The 17989-nt window shown below is 66.7% G+C and carries 12 protein-coding genes; 8 read left to right on the forward strand and 4 right to left on the reverse strand.

Annotation, left to right across the window (positions count from 1 at the left end; genetic code table 11):
- Window positions 1–4 precede the first annotated feature (4 nt).
- Window positions 5–2923 (reverse strand): excinuclease ABC subunit UvrA, encoded by a 2919-nt coding sequence (gene uvrA / locus ASG64_RS00105; RefSeq protein WP_056069008.1) that lies wholly within the window; start codon window positions 2921–2923, stop codon window positions 5–7.
- A 221-nt stretch (window positions 2924–3144) separates the two neighbouring features.
- Between uvrA and ASG64_RS00110 the strand changes: the two genes are divergently transcribed.
- The 3 genes from ASG64_RS00110 (at window position 3145) to ASG64_RS00120 (ending at window position 7427) form a co-directional block, all read left to right on the forward strand.
- Window positions 3145–3834, forward strand: a complete 690-nt coding sequence (locus ASG64_RS00110) for an MBL fold metallo-hydrolase (RefSeq protein ID WP_056069011.1) — start codon at window positions 3145–3147, stop codon at window positions 3832–3834.
- Between the two features lie 133 nt (window positions 3835–3967).
- A complete protein-coding gene (locus ASG64_RS00115) occupies window positions 3968–4990 on the forward strand; it encodes a DoxX family protein (RefSeq protein WP_042573326.1) in 1023 nt (340 codons plus the stop codon).
- A gap of 151 nt (window positions 4991–5141) precedes the next feature.
- Entirely contained in the window at window positions 5142–7427 is a 2286-nt protein-coding gene (locus tag ASG64_RS00120; protein WP_056069013.1) for a HelD family protein, read from the forward strand.
- 58 nt (window positions 7428–7485) lie between these two features.
- Here ASG64_RS00120 and ASG64_RS00125 read toward each other — a convergent pair whose 3' ends face one another.
- Window positions 7486–7938 carry a universal stress protein gene (locus tag ASG64_RS00125; protein ID WP_042573324.1) on the reverse strand — a complete coding sequence of 151 codons (453 nt, stop codon included), beginning with the start codon at window positions 7936–7938 and terminating at the stop codon, window positions 7486–7488.
- A gap of 127 nt (window positions 7939–8065) precedes the next feature.
- Here ASG64_RS00125 and ASG64_RS00130 point away from each other — a divergent pair, with 127 nt between their 5' ends.
- Window positions 8066–10954, forward strand: a complete 2889-nt coding sequence (locus ASG64_RS00130; RefSeq protein WP_056069017.1) for an alpha/beta fold hydrolase — start codon at window positions 8066–8068, stop codon at window positions 10952–10954.
- Complete coding sequence (locus ASG64_RS00135; RefSeq protein WP_042573322.1) at window positions 10951–11847, forward strand: ABC transporter permease; 897 nt, start codon at window positions 10951–10953, stop codon at window positions 11845–11847. The genes ASG64_RS00130 and ASG64_RS00135 overlap by 4 nt, the downstream gene beginning before the upstream one ends.
- A gap of 46 nt (window positions 11848–11893) precedes the next feature.
- On the opposite strand, the gene uvrB is transcribed toward ASG64_RS00135, so the two are convergent.
- Window positions 11894–14056, reverse strand: a complete 2163-nt coding sequence (uvrB, locus tag ASG64_RS00140; RefSeq protein ID WP_056069019.1) for an excinuclease ABC subunit UvrB — start codon at window positions 14054–14056, stop codon at window positions 11894–11896.
- A gap of 90 nt (window positions 14057–14146) precedes the next feature.
- On the opposite strand from uvrB, the gene ASG64_RS00145 reads away from it, so the two are divergent.
- Together ASG64_RS00145 and ASG64_RS00150 are read left to right on the forward strand one after the other, a co-directional pair.
- Window positions 14147–15694: an ATP-dependent DNA ligase gene (locus tag ASG64_RS00145; RefSeq protein ID WP_056069022.1), complete on the forward strand. Its 1548-nt coding sequence runs from the start codon at window positions 14147–14149 to the stop codon at window positions 15692–15694.
- A gap of 37 nt (window positions 15695–15731) precedes the next feature.
- Complete coding sequence (locus tag ASG64_RS00150; protein WP_042573319.1) at window positions 15732–16253, forward strand: DUF402 domain-containing protein; 522 nt, start codon at window positions 15732–15734, stop codon at window positions 16251–16253.
- Window positions 16254–16259: 6 nt separating this feature from the next.
- Here ASG64_RS00150 and coaE read toward each other — a convergent pair whose 3' ends face one another.
- Window positions 16260–17477, reverse strand: coding sequence for a dephospho-CoA kinase (gene coaE, locus ASG64_RS00155; protein ID WP_056072347.1), 1218 nt, complete (start codon window positions 17475–17477; stop codon window positions 16260–16262).
- Window positions 17478–17659: 182 nt separating this feature from the next.
- Between coaE and ASG64_RS00160 the strand changes: the two genes are divergently transcribed.
- A complete protein-coding gene (locus tag ASG64_RS00160) occupies window positions 17660–17890 on the forward strand; it encodes a hypothetical protein (RefSeq protein WP_042573318.1) in 231 nt (76 codons plus the stop codon).
- Window positions 17891–17989 lie beyond the last annotated feature (99 nt).

The raw sequence follows: 17989 nt of genomic DNA on the forward strand, positions 1-17989 counted from the left end.
AACGTCAGGACACCGCCACCGGCTTCCGCCGTCGGGCCCGCTTCGCGGGGACCGGCGGGGCGGTGGCCGCCTGCAAGGACTCCTGCAAGAACTTGCCGGTGTAGCTCTCCGCCACGCCGGCGATCTGTTCCGGTGTTCCCTCGGCGACCATCGTGCCGCCGCCCGATCCACCCTCGGGGCCCATGTCGATGACCCAGTCCGACGTCTTGATCACGTCGAGGTTGTGCTCGATGACGATGACGGTGTTGCCCTTGTCCACCAGACCGTTGATCACCAGCAGCAGTTTGCGGATGTCCTCGAAATGCAGTCCGGTGGTCGGTTCGTCGAGGATGTAGACAGTGCGGCCCATCGACCGCTTCTGCAGCTCCGCAGCCAACTTCACCCGCTGTGCTTCACCGCCGGACAGCGTGGTCGCCGGCTGCCCCAACCGCACGTACCCCAGCCCTACCTCGTTCAGAGTCTTCAGGTAGCGGTGGATGGACGTGATCGGTTCGAAGAAGTCGGCGGCTTCCTCGATGGGCATGTCGAGAACCTCGGCGATGGTCTTGCCCTTGTAGTGCACCTCGAGAGTTTCCCGGTTGTAGCGCGCACCGTTGCAGACCTCGCACGGCACGTACACGTCGGGTAGGAAGTTCATCTCGATCTTCAGAGTGCCGTCGCCGGAGCACGCTTCGCAGCGGCCACCCTTGACGTTGAAGGAGAACCGTCCCGGCTGGTAGCCGCGGATCTTCGCCTCGGTCGTCGCGGCGAACAAGGTCCGGATCTTGTCGAAGACACCGGTGTACGTCGCCGCGTTGGATCGCGGTGTGCGACCGATGGGCGACTGATCGACGCGCACCAACTTGTCCAGCTGGTCCAGCCCGTTAACACGGGTGTGACGGCCGGGGACCTGACGGGCACCGTTGAGCTTGTTGGCCATGACGGTTGCCAGGATGTCGTTGACCAGCGTCGACTTGCCCGAGCCCGAGACGCCGGTCACCGAGGTGAGCACTCCCAACGGGAAACTGACGTCGATGTCCTGCAGGTTGTGCTCGCGGGCACCGATCACGGAGACCTTGCGCTTGGGATCGATCCGACGACGGACCTCCGGGACCTCGATGGCCGAACGACCGGACAGATACGCGCCGGTGAGGCTCTCCGGGTTGGTGAGAAGCGCCTCGTACGTACCGCTGTGCACGACGCGACCACCGCGCTCACCGGCGAGCGGGCCGATGTCGACCACCCAGTCGGACGTCCTGATGGTGTCCTCGTCGTGCTCGACGACGATGAGCGTGTTGCCCAGATTGCGAAGCCTGGTCAGGGTGTCGATGAGACGGCGGTTGTCGCGTTGATGCAGACCGATGGACGGCTCGTCGAGCACGTACAGAACGCCGACCAGACCGCTGCCGATCTGCGTGGCCAGGCGGATGCGCTGAGCTTCTCCACCGGACAGCGTTCCTGCGGCTCTCGACAGCGTGAGGTACTCGAGTCCGACGTCGAGCAGGAACCCCAGCCGGGCCTGGATCTCCTTGAGCACCTGGCCGGCAATGGCCTCCTCACGCGGACCGAGCGTGAGCGTGTTGAGGAAGTTCGAGCACTCCGAGATCGAGAGCGCGCAGACGTCGGCGATCGACTTGTCGCCGAAGTCCCCGGCGGCGATGGTGACCGACAGGATCTCCGGACGGAGGCGAGCACCCTGGCAGACCGGGCAGTCGACCTCGCGCATGTACCCGTCGTAGCGTTCCTTCATCTGCTCGGACTCGGTCTGGTCCATCCGGCGATGCAGGAACGGCATCACGCCCTCGAACTCGGCGTAGTACGAGCGAGTGCGGCCGTACCGATTCTTGTAGCGGACGTGTACCTGATGCTCACTGCCGTCGAGGACAGCTCGCTTGACCTTGGCGGGCAGCTTGCGCCACGGCATGTCGATGTCGAAGCCCATCGCGTCGGCGAGCCCGGACAGCAGCCGGCCGAAGTACTCGGACGTCTGACCCATCGACCACGGTGCGATCGCACCGTCGGCGAGGCTCAGATCCGGGTCCGGGACGACCAGCTCCGGGTCGACTTCCTTGCGGATTCCGAGACCGACGCACTCGGGGCAGGCGCCGTACGGAGAGTTGAACGAGAACGCACGGGGTTCGAGCTCGTCCACCGAGAGCGGATGTCCGTTGGGGCAGGCGAGACGCTCCGAGAAGCGGCGCTCACGGTCGGGCGCGTTCTCCTCGCGGTCGACGAAGTCCAGGACCAGGATGCCGTCGGCGAGCCGTAGAGCCGTCTCCACCGAGTCGGTGAGGCGCTGCTTGGACGACGCCTTGACCGTGAGGCGATCCACCACGACCTCGATGTCGTGCTTGTCCTGCTTCTTGAGCTTGGGCGGATCGGTGAGCTGGTGGACCGTGCCGTCCACGCGGATCCTCGAGTAGCCCTGTGTGTTCAGCTGCTCGAACAGGTCGACGAACTCACCCTTGCGGGTACGCACGACGGGCGCGAGGACCTGGAAGCGGATGCCCTCCTCCATCGCCAGCACCTGGTCGACGATCTGCTGGGGCGACTGCTTGGCGATGCGCTCGCCGCACTGCGGGCAATGGGCGGTGCCGGCACGCGCGTACAACAGTCGCAGATAGTCGTACACCTCGGTGATGGTTCCCACGGTCGAGCGCGGGTTGCGGTTGGTCGACTTCTGGTCGATGGACACCGCCGGGGACAGACCCTCGATGAAGTCCACGTCCGGCTTGTCCATCTGGCCGAGGAACTGCCGCGCGTACGCCGACAGCGACTCGACGTAGCGCCGCTGCCCCTCCGCGAAGATGGTGTCGAACGCGAGACTCGACTTGCCCGATCCGGACAGACCGGTGAACACGATGAGACTGTCCCGAGGGAGGTCGATGTCGACGCCCTTGAGATTGTGTTCACGCGCGCCCTGCACTACCAGGCGATCCGCCACGGTTGTCCTTTCCTGGTGTCACGACCCGATCGGGTCGTGAACTCGTCTGTTCACTCTTGTCGGACGTGTTCCGGCGCCGCCGAGAACTCGTGCCCACACACGGTGCGTGTGTTCACGGAGTTCGTACAAGACGGGCTACACGACCATATGCCGCACCACCGACAGGTTCGGACCGTCGCGGCGTCCGCGCTCGACCGGTGAGGCGTGGGTAATCTCACCTCATGGACTCTGCCGCACCGACCATCTCCGACGACTACACCGGTGAGGTGACCGCCGGAACGGGGTCGCAACGTCGCACGCTGTCACACGCGAGCATCGTCAAGACCTCGGTGGGCCCGATGGACAACAACGCCTATCTCGTCGTTTGTTCCTCGACCGGCAAGTCGTTGCTCATCGACGCCGCCAACGAGGCCGACACACTGCGGTCGATCGTGACGGCCGTCGCTCCCGACGTGTCGATGATCGTCACCACCCACCAGCACTTCGACCATTGGCAGGCCCTGGCGGAGGTCGCCTCGGCTACGGACGCGCCGTCCGCGGCTCATCCTCTCGACGCCGAACCTCTCCCCGTTCCGCCCACCCGCCTGCTCGAGGACGGCGATTCCGTCGAGGTCGGCGACGTCTCACTCGACATCATCCACCTCCGCGGGCACACCCCGGGATCGATCGCCCTGGCGTTGACCGACCCAGCCGACGGCCGCGTCCATCTGTTCACCGGGGACTCGTTGTTCCCCGGCGGTGTCGGAAAGACGGACGGGGACGCGAACTTCGCCTCGCTTCTCGACGACGTCGAGTCCCGGATCTTCGGCCGGTACGACGACAACACGGTCGTCTATCCCGGTCACGGCAAGGACACCACGCTCGGGGTCGAACGCCCGCACCTGCACGAATGGCGAGAGCGCGGCTGGTGACCCGTCACAACGGATGCCGGTCGGCACGTCGACCGGATTCAAGCCATGGCCGCAGGGGTATGGATACAGTTCGACCTCGGGTGCGGTGCGCCCGAGTACTTGTTCAGACCACAGCCGCAACGCAGGAGGCTCAGTGATTGTCCGCCGGATCGCCCGACCGATGCTCGCATCGATATTCATCGCAGGAGGCGTGGATGCACTGCGCAACCCCGCCGGAAGGGCCCAGGCCGCGAAGCCACTCATCGAGAAGAGCCAGGACGCTCTTCCCGACGAGGTGACGCAGAACGTTCCCACCGACCCCGAGACCCTGGTGAAGATCAACGCCGGGGTGCAGATCGGCGGAGGGCTGCTGCTCGCGACCGGTCGCGCACCGCGCCTCGCGTCGACCGTGCTCGCCGGCAGCCTCGTTCCCACGACCCTCGCGGGCCACTCGTTCTGGAACGAGACGGACCCGGCGGCCAAGGCGCTGCAGCGCACGCAGTTCATCAAGAACGTCAGCCTCCTCGGCGGCCTGCTCATCGCAGCCGTCGACACCGAGGGCAAGCCCTCCGTCGCATGGCGCGGCCGCAAGGCGGCCAAGCAGGCCAAGATCGCCGTTGCCGGCGCCCTGCCCCTGGTCTCCTCATCGGACAGCACCGAGACACTCGCCCACGCCGGCGAGCGCGCGAAGGAACTGGCCGGCGTTGCCGCCGAGCGGGCACAGCCCCTCGTGGAGATCGCGTCGCAGCGTGGATCCGAGCTGGCGGAGGTCGCGCAGGATCGCGGCGGCAAGCTGGCCGAACTGGCCAAGGAGCGCAGCTCCAAGTGGGCCGATCTGGCGGCCGCACGCGCGTCGGAGTTCGCCGACGTCGCCCAGGATCGCGGAAGCAAGTATGCCGAGATCGCTGCGGCACGCGGTGCGGAACTGGCCGAGAAGGCCAAGAGCGACGGAAGCGACCTCGTCGACAAGTACGGCAAGAAGGCTCGTAAGCAGGCCAAGAAGTCGGGCAAGGACGCTCGCAAGCAGTTCGACGCCGCTCGCAAGGATTACAAGAAGCAGTACAAGGCCACCAGCAAGGACGCTCAGAAGCAGTTGCAGCAGTCCTTGAAGGACGCCGAGAAGCGCGCGAAGGCTGCGCGCTCACAGATCGAGGGCACGGTGCATCAGTACATCTGATCCACAGTTCGGCGCAACGGCCGGTGTACCCGAGGACTCGGGTACACCGGCCGTTGTCGTCGGATGCCCGTAGACTTTTCTGGCGCTTCGATGCACCTTCTCGACGCGTGACAGTCCGCTTCACCCGCCCCACTCTCGCTCAGGAGAACATGTGCCGGATCAGGGCACCTCGACACACGCGCAGGACACCGACCTCGACGTGGAACAGCAGCGCGTCACACTGCTCTACGACCGCCTCGACGCTCTCCGCGACTACGCGAAGAACCGGTTGAGTGCGGTACTGCTGCAGACCGGTGGGACACCGCAGGCCCGCAGCGAACGTGAATCGTTCTCCGCCCTCTACAACGACGACATCGCGAAGTACGACGCCTCCGAGAACGGCCTCTGCTTCGGCCGTATCGACGTCGAAGACGACGCATCGCGGTACATCGGTCGCGTCGGCATCCTCGACGAGGACAACGACTACGAGTCCCTGCTCTACGACTGGCGTGCGCCGATGGCCCGCCCGTTCTATCTCGCGACACCCGCCGCTCCCGAAGGGGTCGTCCGCCGACGCCACATCAGGACTCGGAGCCGCCGCGTGACGGGCGTTGCGGACGAGTACCTCGACCTCACCACCGCGCAGCGGGCCGGCGTCGACACCGGGTCCGACGGAGTCGCCGGTGAGAGCGCGTTGCTGGCAGCGTTGAACGCTGCCCGGACCGGTCAGATGAACGACATCGTCGAGACGATCCAGCGCGAGCAGGACGACATCATCCGGTCCACGCACCGGAGCGTGCTGGTGGTGCAGGGCGGACCCGGTACGGGCAAGACCGCGGTGGCGCTGCATCGAGCGGCCTACCTGCTGTACACGTACCGCCAGCAGCTGGACAAGAGCGGCGTGCTGATCATCGGGCCCAACAGCACGTTCCTCGACTACATCGGGCAGGTACTTCCCTCGCTGGGTGAGACCGGCGTCCTGCTCTCCACCATCGGTGATCTGTACCCGGGCATCGACTCGAGCCGGGAGGACACGGCTCGTGCAGCCGAGCTCAAGGGCTCGCTGACGATCGTCGATGTCCTGACCGCCGCTGTGCGCGATCGTCAGGAGCTCCCCGCGGAGCCGCTCCACGTCGACTTCGACACGTACACGCTGCGCATCGACAAGAAGATGGCGACACGGGCCCGAGGTCGCGCACGGTCGTCCCGGCGACCTCACAACCTGGCTCGCCCCATCTTCGTCTCGACCATGGTCGACCTGCTGGCCGACCAGTTCGCCGCGATCGTCGGCGGCGACGTACTCGACGGGTCCAATCTGCTCAGCCGCGACGACATCGCCGACATCCGTGACGAGATGCGTGAGAACACAGAGCTGATGGCCGCGGTGGGAGGGCTGTGGCCGGAGCTGACCGCCCAGGACGTCCTGGCCGGTCTTCTCGCATCACCCGAACGATTGAGGACGGCAGCGCCTCGACTCTCGCCCGACGATCGAGCCGCGCTCGAGCGATCGGACGACGGTCGGTTCAGCGCTGCGGACGCACCACTGCTGGACGAGCTGGCGGAATTGCTCGGTATCGACGACGCGGCGGAGCGTGAACGGGAGCAGAAGAAGTGGCGCGCCCAGATCGAGGATGCGCAGGGCGCACTGGACATCTTGACGGGCTCTGCCCCGCAGGATCTCGAGGACGAGCTCGACCCGGAGATCCTGATGGCGTACGACCTCATCGATGCGGATCGACTGGCGCAGCGACAAGGTCACGGTCGGCGCCTCACCGCGGCGGAACGTGCCGCGGGCGACCGGACGTGGACCTACGGACACGTGATCGTCGACGAGGCGCAGGAGCTCTCCGAGATGGCGTGGCGAATGGTGATGCGCCGCATACCCAATCGATGGATGACCTTGGTGGGCGACGTCGCGCAGACGGGCGATCCCGCGGGAGCGTCGTCCTGGCAGGACGTCCTGGGTCCGTACGTCGCGCAGCGATGGAAACTCTCCGAGCTGACGGTGAACTATCGCACCCCGGCCGCGATCATGGAGATTGCTCACCGTGTGCTCGCGGAGCTGGATCCGACTGCGTCCATCCCCAGATCGGTACGCGACAACGGTGAGATCCCCCGCGCTGATCACGTCGCGGACAAGGATGTTCCCGCGGCTGTGCAACGACGGGTCGACGTCCATCCGCGACCGGGCATGTCCGCGGTGCTCGCGCCGGCGGAGCTGGTGCCGTCTCTCTCACATCTGGAATCGGAGTCGGTGCGCGTGTCGACGGTCCGAGATGCGAAAGGCCTCGAGTTCGACTCGGTGCTGCTGGTCGAACCGGCGCGCATCGTCTCGGAGTCGTCTCGCGGTCTGAACGACCTGTACGTCGCGCTCACCCGCGCGACTCAGCGCCTGGACATCGTCCACAGTTCGCCGCTACCCACCGTGCTCGGGCCCATCACCACGTTCGACCAGTGAGCCGTTCACTGTGCGACCTACTCGCACAGTGAACGGCTCCAAGGGGCTTCGACCGTGATCAGTGCGTGGTGTGGACGATCAGGACGTCGCAGCGCGCCTTACGCGCGGCGTCCGAGGGCACCGAGCCGAGCAGCCGACCTGTCAGCGAGTTGAGTCCCCGGTTGCCCACCACGAGCAGGTCGGCCTTCACCTCGCCGACCAGTTCGAGCAGCGAGTCGACAGGATTGCCGACCACCGGGCGCTCCTCGATGGAGGACGCTCCGGCAGCGACGGCGCGTTCCTTCGCGGTACGCAGAATCTCCTGCGTCGGAGCGGATCCCGTGATCTGGTAGGCATCCTCCTTCAACGCATCCGCATCCTGCGAGGACGACTTCGAGTCCGCAGGGTAGTAGGCACAAGCGATGTAGAGCGTCGCGTCGGAATCCCCCGCCAGCGCTGCTGCTTTCTCGACGGCCCGCAGTGACGAATCGGATCCATCGGTTCCGACGACGACGTTGCGGTAAGCGCTCATACATTCCTCCAGTAGTCATGTCCCGACTGTGATCGGGGGTCGATTCGAGACATTAGTCGCAGCGGGTACCGACCGACGCAGCTTCCGGCCGAAAGCACGTGTCGTCACCCTCGCCTACATTGAACGAATGCCACGCCTGCGAATCCGGTTGCCCGGACGTGCCTCGACGCTCGGCCGACCGGCGGTGATCGCTGTCGCCGTTCTGCTGGTCCTCGTCGTCGCGGTGGCCTCGTTCGTTCTCCTCCGTGACACGGACAGCGCTCGCGGTGCAGTGCGGACCGAGGAGTCCGTTCGTTCCCTGCCCGAAAGTCCGGGAAGCAGCGCCACCGTGGACATCGACACCACGCTCTACCTTCCCCAGACGTCGGCACCGGCCCCCGCGGTTCTGCTCGCACACGGATTCGGTGGCGACAAGAACTCCGTCGCCGACCAGGCTCGCGATCTGGCGTCACGTGGTCTCGTCGTACTCGCGTACAGCGCTCGCGGATTCGGAGCCAGCACGGGAACCATCGGACTGAACGACCCCGATCGCGAAGTGGCGGACGCACGGGGCCTCATCGACTATCTGGCCACGCGGTCGGAGGTCCAGCTCGACGCTCCCGGCGATCCCCGAGTCGGCGTCGCCGGCGGATCCTACGGTGGCGCACTGGCTTTGATGGCCGCCGGCACCGACCCCAGAATCGACGCCGATGCCGCGTCGATCACGTGGAACGACCTGAACCAGAGTCTCTTCCCGAACTACGCCGTGCCGGGCGACACGGCCGTGGACGGGTCGACTCCCGCTGTCTCCGCGGGCAGTGACGCGGGCGTCCTGAAGCGGGGATGGGCAGGCATCTTCTTCGGAGCGGGCGCCGCTCCGGCCCCCGCGGCCGAGGGAGCCCCCGAACCGACGTCGTCCCCAGCCGGAGCATGCGGACGCTTCGCGCTCCAGGTATGCCTGGCGTACGCGGACTCCGCGGTGAGCGGCCAACCGTCGGCTGCCACCAGCGAACTCCTCCGCGCTCGGTCCCCCATCTCGTTCGCATCGTCGATCACCGCACCGACGCTGTTGGTCCAGGGTCAGCGCGACACGCTGTTCGGGCTCGACCAGGCCGATGCGACGGCCCGTCAGATCGCCGCTGCCGGGGGGTCGGTACAGGTCCGTTGGTTCGACGGTGGCCACGACGCGGGCGGCACAGACGCCGTCGCGGACGGTGCAGTCGCCGACTTCCTGATGCAGCACCTCACCGGTGATCGCGATGCGGCTCCGTCCTCACCGGCTCCGTTCACCTACGCCCTGGCCGGTGACCCCACCGACCAGGGTGATCGCGCCCGCGATCTGACGGCCACCGACTACCCGGGTCTGACCCCCGACGCCGCCGAGTCGCCCACCGCTCGTGAAGATTTCGCGCTCACGTCCACGACGGGCACCGACACGCAGACGATCATCCGGCCTCCCGGCGCATCGCCGTCGGCGTTGACATCCCTGCCGGGTGTCGGATCCGCGTCCGCACTCGGCGGGGCGGCCGCCCTGGCGGGCGGCGCGGCGAGCGCCCTGCTCACCGGGGACATCCCCGGACAGACCGCGTCGTTCGCGACCGAACCGTTGACGTCCTCGTACACGATCACGGGTACATCGTCGGTCGGGGTCACCGTGGGTCCGACCGCGGCTGCCTCCGGCACCGTACTGTTCGCCAAGTTGTACGACGTGGCCGACGACGGTCGACGCACCCTTCCCGAGGGCCTGGTCTCCGCGTTCCGGGTACCGCCGTCGGACACACCGACGACGGTGCGGGTCACGTTGCCGGGCATGGCATATCAGGTAGCGGCCGGCCATCGCGTCGAGGTGGCGTTCTCCACCACCGATCAGGCCTACGCGGTTCCGCTCGATCCGGCAGCGGTGTCGGTCACCCTTGCGGACGCGACGCTGTCCCTGCCCTCGGTGCCGGCCGAGAACACCGAGTCGACGTTCCCGATCGTTCCCGTCGTGGGTATCGCTGCACTCGCACTGCTCGTCGCAGCGCTCGTGACCGCCACGTCGATCACGGCGCGCAAGCGCACCGTCGCCGAGGTGGACGAATCTCTGCGTGACGTTCCGCTGGTCATCACCGATCTGGCCAAGAGCTACGCCAACGGGTTCCGCGCTGTGGACGACGTGTCGTTCCGAGTCGGCGCGGGTCAGGTTCTTGGTCTTCTCGGTCCGAACGGTGCGGGTAAGACGACCACACTGCGCATGTTGATGGGTCTCATCACCCCGTCTGCCGGCGAGATCCGCGTGTTCGGCCATCTGGTCACCCCCGGTGCACCGGTGCTGTCCCGGCTCGGGTCGTTCGTCGAGGGATCGGGGTTCCTCCCCCACCTGTCCGGCATGGAGAACCTCGATCTGTACTGGCGAGCCACCGGCCGACCCGCGGAGGACGCTCATCTCGAGGAAGCGCTCGAGATCGCCGACCTGGGCTCGGCCATCCACCGCAAGGTCCGGTCGTACAGCCAGGGCATGCGGCAACGCCTCGCCATCGCACAGGCGATGCTCGGACTTCCCGACCTGATGGTCCTGGACGAGCCGACCAACGGGCTCGATCCGCCCCAGATCCGCACCATGCGTGACGTCCTGATCCGGTACGCACAGACGGGCAGGACGGTTCTGGTCAGTAGTCACCTGCTGGCCGAGGTCGAGCAGACGTGTACGCACGTCGTCGTCATGAACAAGGGAGTCGTGATCAGTTCCGGAACAGTGGACGACCTCATCGGCGCCAGCGGTCCCGTGGAGTTCCGCGTCGACCGGGTCACGGACACGGTGGCCCTGCTGCGAGACATCGACGGCATGGGCGAGGTCACCGAGGTCGAACCCGCGGGCACCGTCAAGGCGCAACTGGGAACACTCGATCCCGCAGTCGTGATCAGGGCCCTCGTCGACGCCGGCATCGGTGTGTCGTCCGCGGCCCGATCGACGCGTCTCGAGGACGTGTTCCTCGACCTCGTGCACGACGACACGGATCGGCTGAACGCCGCTGCACACGAAGGGGTGGGGGTATGAGCCGCGACGAGTCTCTCGCGACGTCCGGGTCGGCCGTGACGCCGGCGCACCTCGACGGCCGTGTTGTCGGCTACGACGCGTCGTCGACGTTGTCGGTCCGCACCGAGATCACCCGCCAGTTCACTCGCCGCCGGACGCAACTGGCGCTCGGGTTCTTGGCGCTGCTCCCGGTCATCATGGCGATCGCGTTCACCGTCGGCGGATCGGACTCCGCCACGGCGAGCGGCAGTCTGATCGATCTGGGGACGCAGAGCGGTGTGAACTTCCTCGTGTTCGCGCTGTTCGTATCGGTGGGATTCCTGCTCATCGTCGTGGTCGCGCTGTTCTTCGGAGACTCGATAGCCAGCGAGGCATCGTGGTCGAGTCTGCGGTACCTGCTCGCGGTCCCGGTGCCGCGTGGACGGCTGCTCCGTCAGAAGGCCGTCGTGTCGACGATCCTGTCGCTGGCCGCCTTGATGACGCTCGTCCTGGTCTCACTGATTCTGGGCAGTGTCCTGTACGGCGTGGGGTCCCTGGTGTCGCCGTTCGGCGATGCACTTTCCTTCGGATTGTCGATCGGACGGCTGGCCATCGGCGTCGTCTTCATCGCCATCAATCTGAGCTGGGTGGCCGGGCTGGCGTTGGCCCTGTCCGTCACGACGGATGCACCGCTCGGGGCGGTCGGTGGCACGGTGATGGTGTCGATCCTCGCGCAGATCCTCGATCAGATCACCGCGCTCGGTTCGCTGCGCAACTTCCTGCCCGGTCACTACTCGACATCGTGGACGGGGGTTCTGTCTCCGACGTTGGCGTGGAACGACTTGCTGGACGGCGCATTCTCGTCCCTGGCCTACGCGACGGTGTTCGGGATCATCGCGTGGCGACGCTTCGCCACGAAGGACATCACGAGCTGACACGACGAAGCCCGGTACCGATGTGTCGGTACCGGGCTTCGACGGTTCAGGACAGGCCCGCGGCGTCCATTCCGCGAAGTTCCTTCTTCAAGTCCTGGATCTCGTCGCGCAGGCGCCCGGCGAGCTCGAATTGCAGTTCGCGCGCCGCGTTCATCATCTGGTCGGTGAGCTGCTTGACCAGGTCCGCCAACTCGGCGCGGGGCATGGTCGAGACGTCGCGTCCCTCCACGACACCGCTGCTTCCGGTGCGGCCCGCCTCGCCGGGCGCACGACGTCCACGGCTGGCATTGCGGCCCGACCCGCCGATGTCGACATTCGCCTCGGTGTCCTCGGCCTCCTCGTAGACCTGGTCGAGGATGTCGGCGATCTTCTTCCGCAGCGGCTGAGGGTCGACCCCCATCTCCAGGTTGTAGGCCACCTGCTTCGCACGGCGCCGATCCGTCTCCTCGATCGCGTACTTCATCGAGTCGGTGATCTTGTCCGCGTACATGTGCACCTCGCCGGACACGTTTCGAGCCGCACGGCCGATGGTCTGCACCAAGCTGGTCCCGCTGCGCAGGAACCCTTCCTTGTCCGCGTCGAGGATTGCCACCAACGAAACCTCCGGAAGGTCGAGACCTTCACGCAGCAGGTTGATGCCGATCAACACGTCGTACTCGCCGAGTCGCAGCTGACGAAGCAGCTCTACACGACGCAGGGTGTCGATGTCCGAGTGCAGGTACCGCACACGGATGCCGAGCTCGAGGAGGTAGTCGGTCAGGTCCTCGGCCATCTTCTTGGTCAACGTCGTGACCAGGATGCGCTCGTCCTTCTCGGTGCGCTGCCTGATCTCGTGGACCAGATCGTCGATCTGGCCCTTGGTCGGCTTGACCACGATCTCCGGATCGACCAGCCCGGTCGGGCGGATGACCTGCTCGACCACCTCGCCGCCGCTCTGCCCCAGCTCGTACTTGCCGGGGGTGGCCGAGAGGTACACGGTCTGTCCGATGCGCTGCGTGAACTCCTCCCACGTCAGCGGCCGGTTGTCCGTCGCCGACGGCAGCCGGAAGCCGAACTCGACGAGATTGCGCTTGCGCGACATGTCGCCCTCGTACATGGCGCCGATCTGCGGCACCGTCACGTGGGACTCGTCGATGACCAGCAGGAAGTCGTCCGGGAAATAGTCGATCAGCGTTGCCGGCGCCGTCCCCGCGGGACGACCGTCGATGTGCCGGGAGTAGTTCTCGATGCCGGAGCAGAACCCGACCTGCTTGATCATCTCCAGGTCGTACTGGGTCCGCATACGCAGCCGCTGCGCTTCGAGCAGCTTGCCCTTGCCCTCGAGATCGGCGAGACGCTCCTCGAGTTCGGCTTCGATGTCGCGTACCGCCCGCTCCATGCGCTCGGGCCCGGCCACGTAGTGCGTCGCCGGGAAGATGCGCACGGTGTCGACCTGGCGCACCACGTCACCGGTGAGCGGATGGAGGAAGTACAGCGCTTCGATCTCGTCGCCGAAGAATTCGATCCGGACGGCAAGTTCCTCGTAGGACGGAATGATCTCGACGGTGTCGCCGCGCACTCGGAACGATCCGCGGGTGAACGCCATGTCGTTGCGGGTGTACTGCACGTCGACCAGCAGCCGCAGGAACTTGTCGCGCGGAACTTCCTGGCCCACCGCGAGGTGGACGGAGCGATCCACGTACGACTGAGGCGTGCCCAGACCGTAGATGCACGACACGGAGGCGACGACCACCACGTCACGACGTGAGAGCAGATTTGCCGTCGCGGAGTGCCGGAGCCGCTCGACGTCGTCGTTGACCGACGAGTCCTTCTCGATGTACGTGTCGGTCTGGGCGATGTACGCCTCGGGTTGGTAGTAGTCGTAGTACGAGACGAAGTACTCGACGGAGTTGTTCGGCAACATCTCCCGCAGCTCGTTGGCCAGCTGCGCCGCCAGCGTCTTGTTGGGAGCCATCAGCAGCGTCGGGCGCTGCACCTGCTCGATGAGCCATGCCGTGGTGGCCGATTTACCGGTACCCGTCGCGCCGAGAAGGACGATGTCCTTCTCCCCCGCCTTGACGCGCTTGGTGAGCTCTGCGATGGCGGTCGGCTGGTCTCCGGCCGGCGAGTATTCACTGACTACCTCGAAGGGCCGGTCACTGCGCTCGATGTCGCCCACGGGGCGGAACTCGGAATGCGCGAGGACGGGTTGTTCAGCTGCAAAAGCCATGTGTCCAGAGTAGGCCCGACCACCGACAAACTCTGCGGGCGTCGTCACTCCCCCGTCTGCGCTGTCGGACCCGAGCGCAACAATGGCCTCATGCTGCTCGCACGCGTCGTCGACACCTCGGCCGCCGTCTCCGCCACCCGCTCCCGCAAGGCCAAGGTGCTCGCCCTGTCGGCCTTGCTGTCCGAGTGCGACGTCGACGAGGTACCGCTGGTCACCCGCTATGCATCGGGGTCGTTGCGCCAGCGTCGGACCGGCCTCGGCTGGCGGAGCGTCGCCACGCTCCCGCCCGCGTCGGCCGCGCCCACGCTCGCGGTGGACGCGGTGGACGCAGCCTTCGAGGCCATCTCCTCGATGTCCGGGCCCGGATCGCAGGCCACCCGCGCGGCGGCTGTCACCGCACTGTTCGCGGCCGCGACCGACACGGAGCAGACGTGGCTGCGCGGCGTGGTCACCGGCGAGGTCCGCCAGGGCGCACTCGATGCCCTCGTCCAGGAGGCCGTGGCGTCCGCTGCGGGTGTTCCACTTCCGGCGGTCCGTCGTGCGGCCATGCTGTCCGGGTCGACCGTCGACGCGGCCACTGCGGCCTTCTCCGGCGGGGAGGAGGCCCTCGGCGCGGTAGGACTCACCGTCGGGCGGGCCGTGCTGCCCATGTTGGCCTCGAGTGCACCCACGGTGGCGGACGGTGTGGTCAAGGCTGCGGGCGCAGCTGGTGGCCCGGTCGCTCTGGACACCAAGCTCGACGGAATCCGCATCCAGGTCCACCGCCGGGAGGACGAGGTCCTGATCACCACTCGCAGCCTCGACGACATCACGGCTCGGCTGCCCGAGGTCGTCGACATCGTTCGCGCGCTGCCCGTGTCGTCGGCCGTCCTCGACGGAGAGGCCTTGGCCCTCGACCAGAACGGGCGGCCACGGGCCTTCCAGGACACCGCGTCGCGCACGGCGCAGTCCACCGGAGTCGTGGTCACGCCGTACTTCTTCGACATCCTTCATCTGGACGGCGACGACCTGCTGGATCGGCCGCTCGAGGAGCGCGTCGCCGTCCTCGACGCTCTGGTGCCGCCGGCGCACCGAGTGCCGCGTCTGGTGACCGACGACGCCGGCGCCGCGGACGACTTCGCGCGGTCGGCCGTCGCGGCGGGCCATGAAGGCGTCGTGGTCAAGAACCTGACCGCGGCGTACGACGCGGGTCGACGTGGATCGGCGTGGGTGAAGGTCAAACCCGTCCACACGCTCGATCTGGTCGTCCTGGCAGTCGAGTGGGGATCGGGCCGTAGATCCGGTCTGCTGTCCAACATCCACCTCGGTGCCGTGGATCCGGCGGGCGGTTTCGTCATGCTCGGCAAGACCTTCAAGGGCATGACCGACGAGATGCTGGCGTGGCAGACCGAGCATTTCCTCGCACTCGAGACCTCCCGGACGGCCCACGTGGTGCATGTCAGACCGGAGCAGGTGGTGGAGATCGCCATCGACGGTCTTCAGCGATCGACGCGGTACCCGGGCGGCGTCGCCCTACGCTTCGCGAGAGTCGTGCGGTACCGCGACGACAAGTCACCCGCGGAGGCCGACACCCTCGACGCCGTGCGGTCCATGTTCGCCACCGAGACCACCCCGGGGGACGATTCCGACGAGCGGTGACCGACGCGGCACCAGCGCCGACGGTAGCGTCTCCGGCATGGCTTCAGCCGGTTCGGTCCACGTCCATCCGCCCAAGGTCGAGGTGTTCGACACGCTCGGACGGACCAACACCGATCCGAAGGGTTTCGTGCGGCCCGTCGACGTCTACGAGGCGACGGACTGGGGCCTGTACATGGCGCGGCCCTCCGACCACCCGTCGTTCGACTACCTCGAATCGTGGATCATCCCGTCCCTGGGTATCCGCGCATCGGTCTTCCACTACGTACCGCGTCACCGACGCGATCAGAACTACTACGTGGACATCGGTGACTTCACGCGGGACGCGGAGACGTGGCGGTCGGTCGACCATTATCTGGACATCGTCGTCCGCACCGGGCGTGATTCGGAACTGCTGGACGTCGACGAACTGCTGGCCGCACACACCACCGGGCTGCTCGACGCCGGGACCGTGGAGACCGCGATTCGTACCGCCACGGCGGCGATCGACGGGATCGCCTCCGCCGGGCACGACCTGGACCGGTGGCTGGCGTCACTCGGGATGCCGACCCGCTGGCGCTGACCGGAGTCAGTCCGCCGACCACCCTGTCCGTGTCGCCCACGACAGAACTGTCGGATACACACCCTCGAAGTAGGGGGCCTTCGCTCGGACGTACGCATCGATAGCCGCGCTGTAGTCGTCGTGCTGCGCTGCGAGTGTCGACGCGCGCTCCTTCACCGTCAAGTACTCCTCGCGTGCCGACGCGTCGGCGCGGAGCCAATCACGGAACATGAGCGCGAACACCTGTCCGGGCCACCCGTCGACACGCACGTGGATGTTCACCGGCCGTCCGGGGTCGGCGGCACCGTGCAAGCGCTTCTCCCACAGCGCAGGGTCGGCTTCACCGGGTACCGCGGACGGCATCGGGTCGTCGGTCACGATGTGCTCGATCCGCGGGAACGTGGCAGCGGTCAGTGATTCGCGAAGTGCGTCCGCCGTGGTCAGGTCGGCGACCGTGACCTGAATGTCCAGCACGTCCTTCGCCGGGAAGTCCGGAACCGCGGTGGAGCCGATGTGGTCGACACGCAGCGCTTTGTCACCGCACGCCAGACGGATCCGGTCGGCCACCCGCCGCGCCTGCGCGGGCCACGTCGGATCGGCGGGAACGACAGCGGGCGCAGACCGAGCAACCGCGGCGGACCGCACGTTCCGGGCGAACGGTTCGAGCCGGTTCGACCACAGCTCGTGTACCGCGGATTCCAGGGCTTCCTGAGTTCCCGAATTGTCGAGCCACACATCGGCCGCGTCCCGGCGCTGCTCGTCGGTCGCCTGGGCAGCGATCCTCGAGCGGGCGTCCTTCTCGTCGAGCCCACGGGAGGCCACCAGCCGGCGCACGCGCTCCTCGGCCTCCAGATACACGACCACGACGAGGTGAAAGGCTGCGGCCGAACGGGATTCGACGAGCAACGGAATATCGTGCACCAGCACACAATCGTCCGGTGCACTCTCGATGAGTTCGGTCGTCCGCCGACCGATCAACGGATGCATGATGCCGTTGAGAGCGAGACGTGATTCCTCGTCACCGAATGCCCTGGCGGCCAACGCGGGCCGAAGGAGTGTTCCGTCCTCGGCGAGGATGTCGTCGCCGAAACGCTCGACGAGCGCTGCGAGTCCGGGTGTTCCGGGCTCGACGACCTCCCGTGCGATCTTGTCCGCATCCACTACGACGGCACCGAGACTCGCCAAGGTGCGGGACACCGTCGACTTGCCCGCACCCATTCCACCGGTCAATCCGATTCTCAACACACCCACAGTGTGACCGAGTCAGCGACCCTCCGCATCGAACACGCCGCGAATCACCAGTCTCAAATGCACCATGTTTCCCAACCTGTCGGTTATCTTCGAGGCGCACAACAGGCTTTCGTACTTTCTTCGCCGACTCCCTCGCCGGATCGGCCGAGCAAGTACTCGACAGGTAAAGGACGGGCATGAACACCATTGCGGGAGTGGGAGTCGGGCGGATGCAGCCCGGGCGGCACCGCCTGGGAATGTCCGACGGCGTGCACTGCATTCTGATTCCTCAGGTCGCCGACGCGTTGGCGGAGCACCGCCGCAACTGGTTCACCTCACTCATCAGCCCGGCACGTCACAGCTTTGCCTCCATGCGTAAGCGCAGTGCTCAGATGAGCACAGGTTGGGGTACCGCTGTAGCGAGCTGATTCGCGGCGTACCAGACACGGCCGAAGGCCCGATCCGTCATGGATCGGGCCTTCGTCGTCGGTATGTGCAGTGCCCCGCAGCGAGATGCTCGCATCACG

Source organism: Rhodococcus sp. Leaf247, assembly GCF_001426185.1.
Classification (GTDB): Bacteria; Actinomycetota; Actinomycetes; order Mycobacteriales; family Mycobacteriaceae; genus Rhodococcoides.

Excerpts from the sequence above, each read along its gene's own strand:
- ASG64_RS00110 (WP_056069011.1), top strand. The coding sequence starts at position 3,145 with ATGGACTCTGCCGCACCGACCATCTCCGACGACTACACCGGTGAGGTG.
- ASG64_RS00125 (WP_042573324.1), bottom strand. The coding sequence starts at position 7,938 with ATGAGCGCTTACCGCAACGTCGTCGTCGGAACCGATGGATCCGATTCG.
- ASG64_RS00130 (WP_056069017.1), top strand. The coding sequence starts at position 8,066 with ATGCCACGCCTGCGAATCCGGTTGCCCGGACGTGCCTCGACGCTCGGC.
- ASG64_RS00135 (WP_042573322.1), top strand. The coding sequence starts at position 10,951 with ATGAGCCGCGACGAGTCTCTCGCGACGTCCGGGTCGGCCGTGACGCCG.
- uvrB (WP_056069019.1), bottom strand. The coding sequence starts at position 14,056 with ATGGCTTTTGCAGCTGAACAACCCGTCCTCGCGCATTCCGAGTTCCGC.
- ASG64_RS00145 (WP_056069022.1), top strand. The coding sequence starts at position 14,147 with ATGCTGCTCGCACGCGTCGTCGACACCTCGGCCGCCGTCTCCGCCACC.
- ASG64_RS00150 (WP_042573319.1), top strand. The coding sequence starts at position 15,732 with ATGGCTTCAGCCGGTTCGGTCCACGTCCATCCGCCCAAGGTCGAGGTG.
- ASG64_RS00160 (WP_042573318.1), top strand. The coding sequence starts at position 17,660 with ATGAACACCATTGCGGGAGTGGGAGTCGGGCGGATGCAGCCCGGGCGG.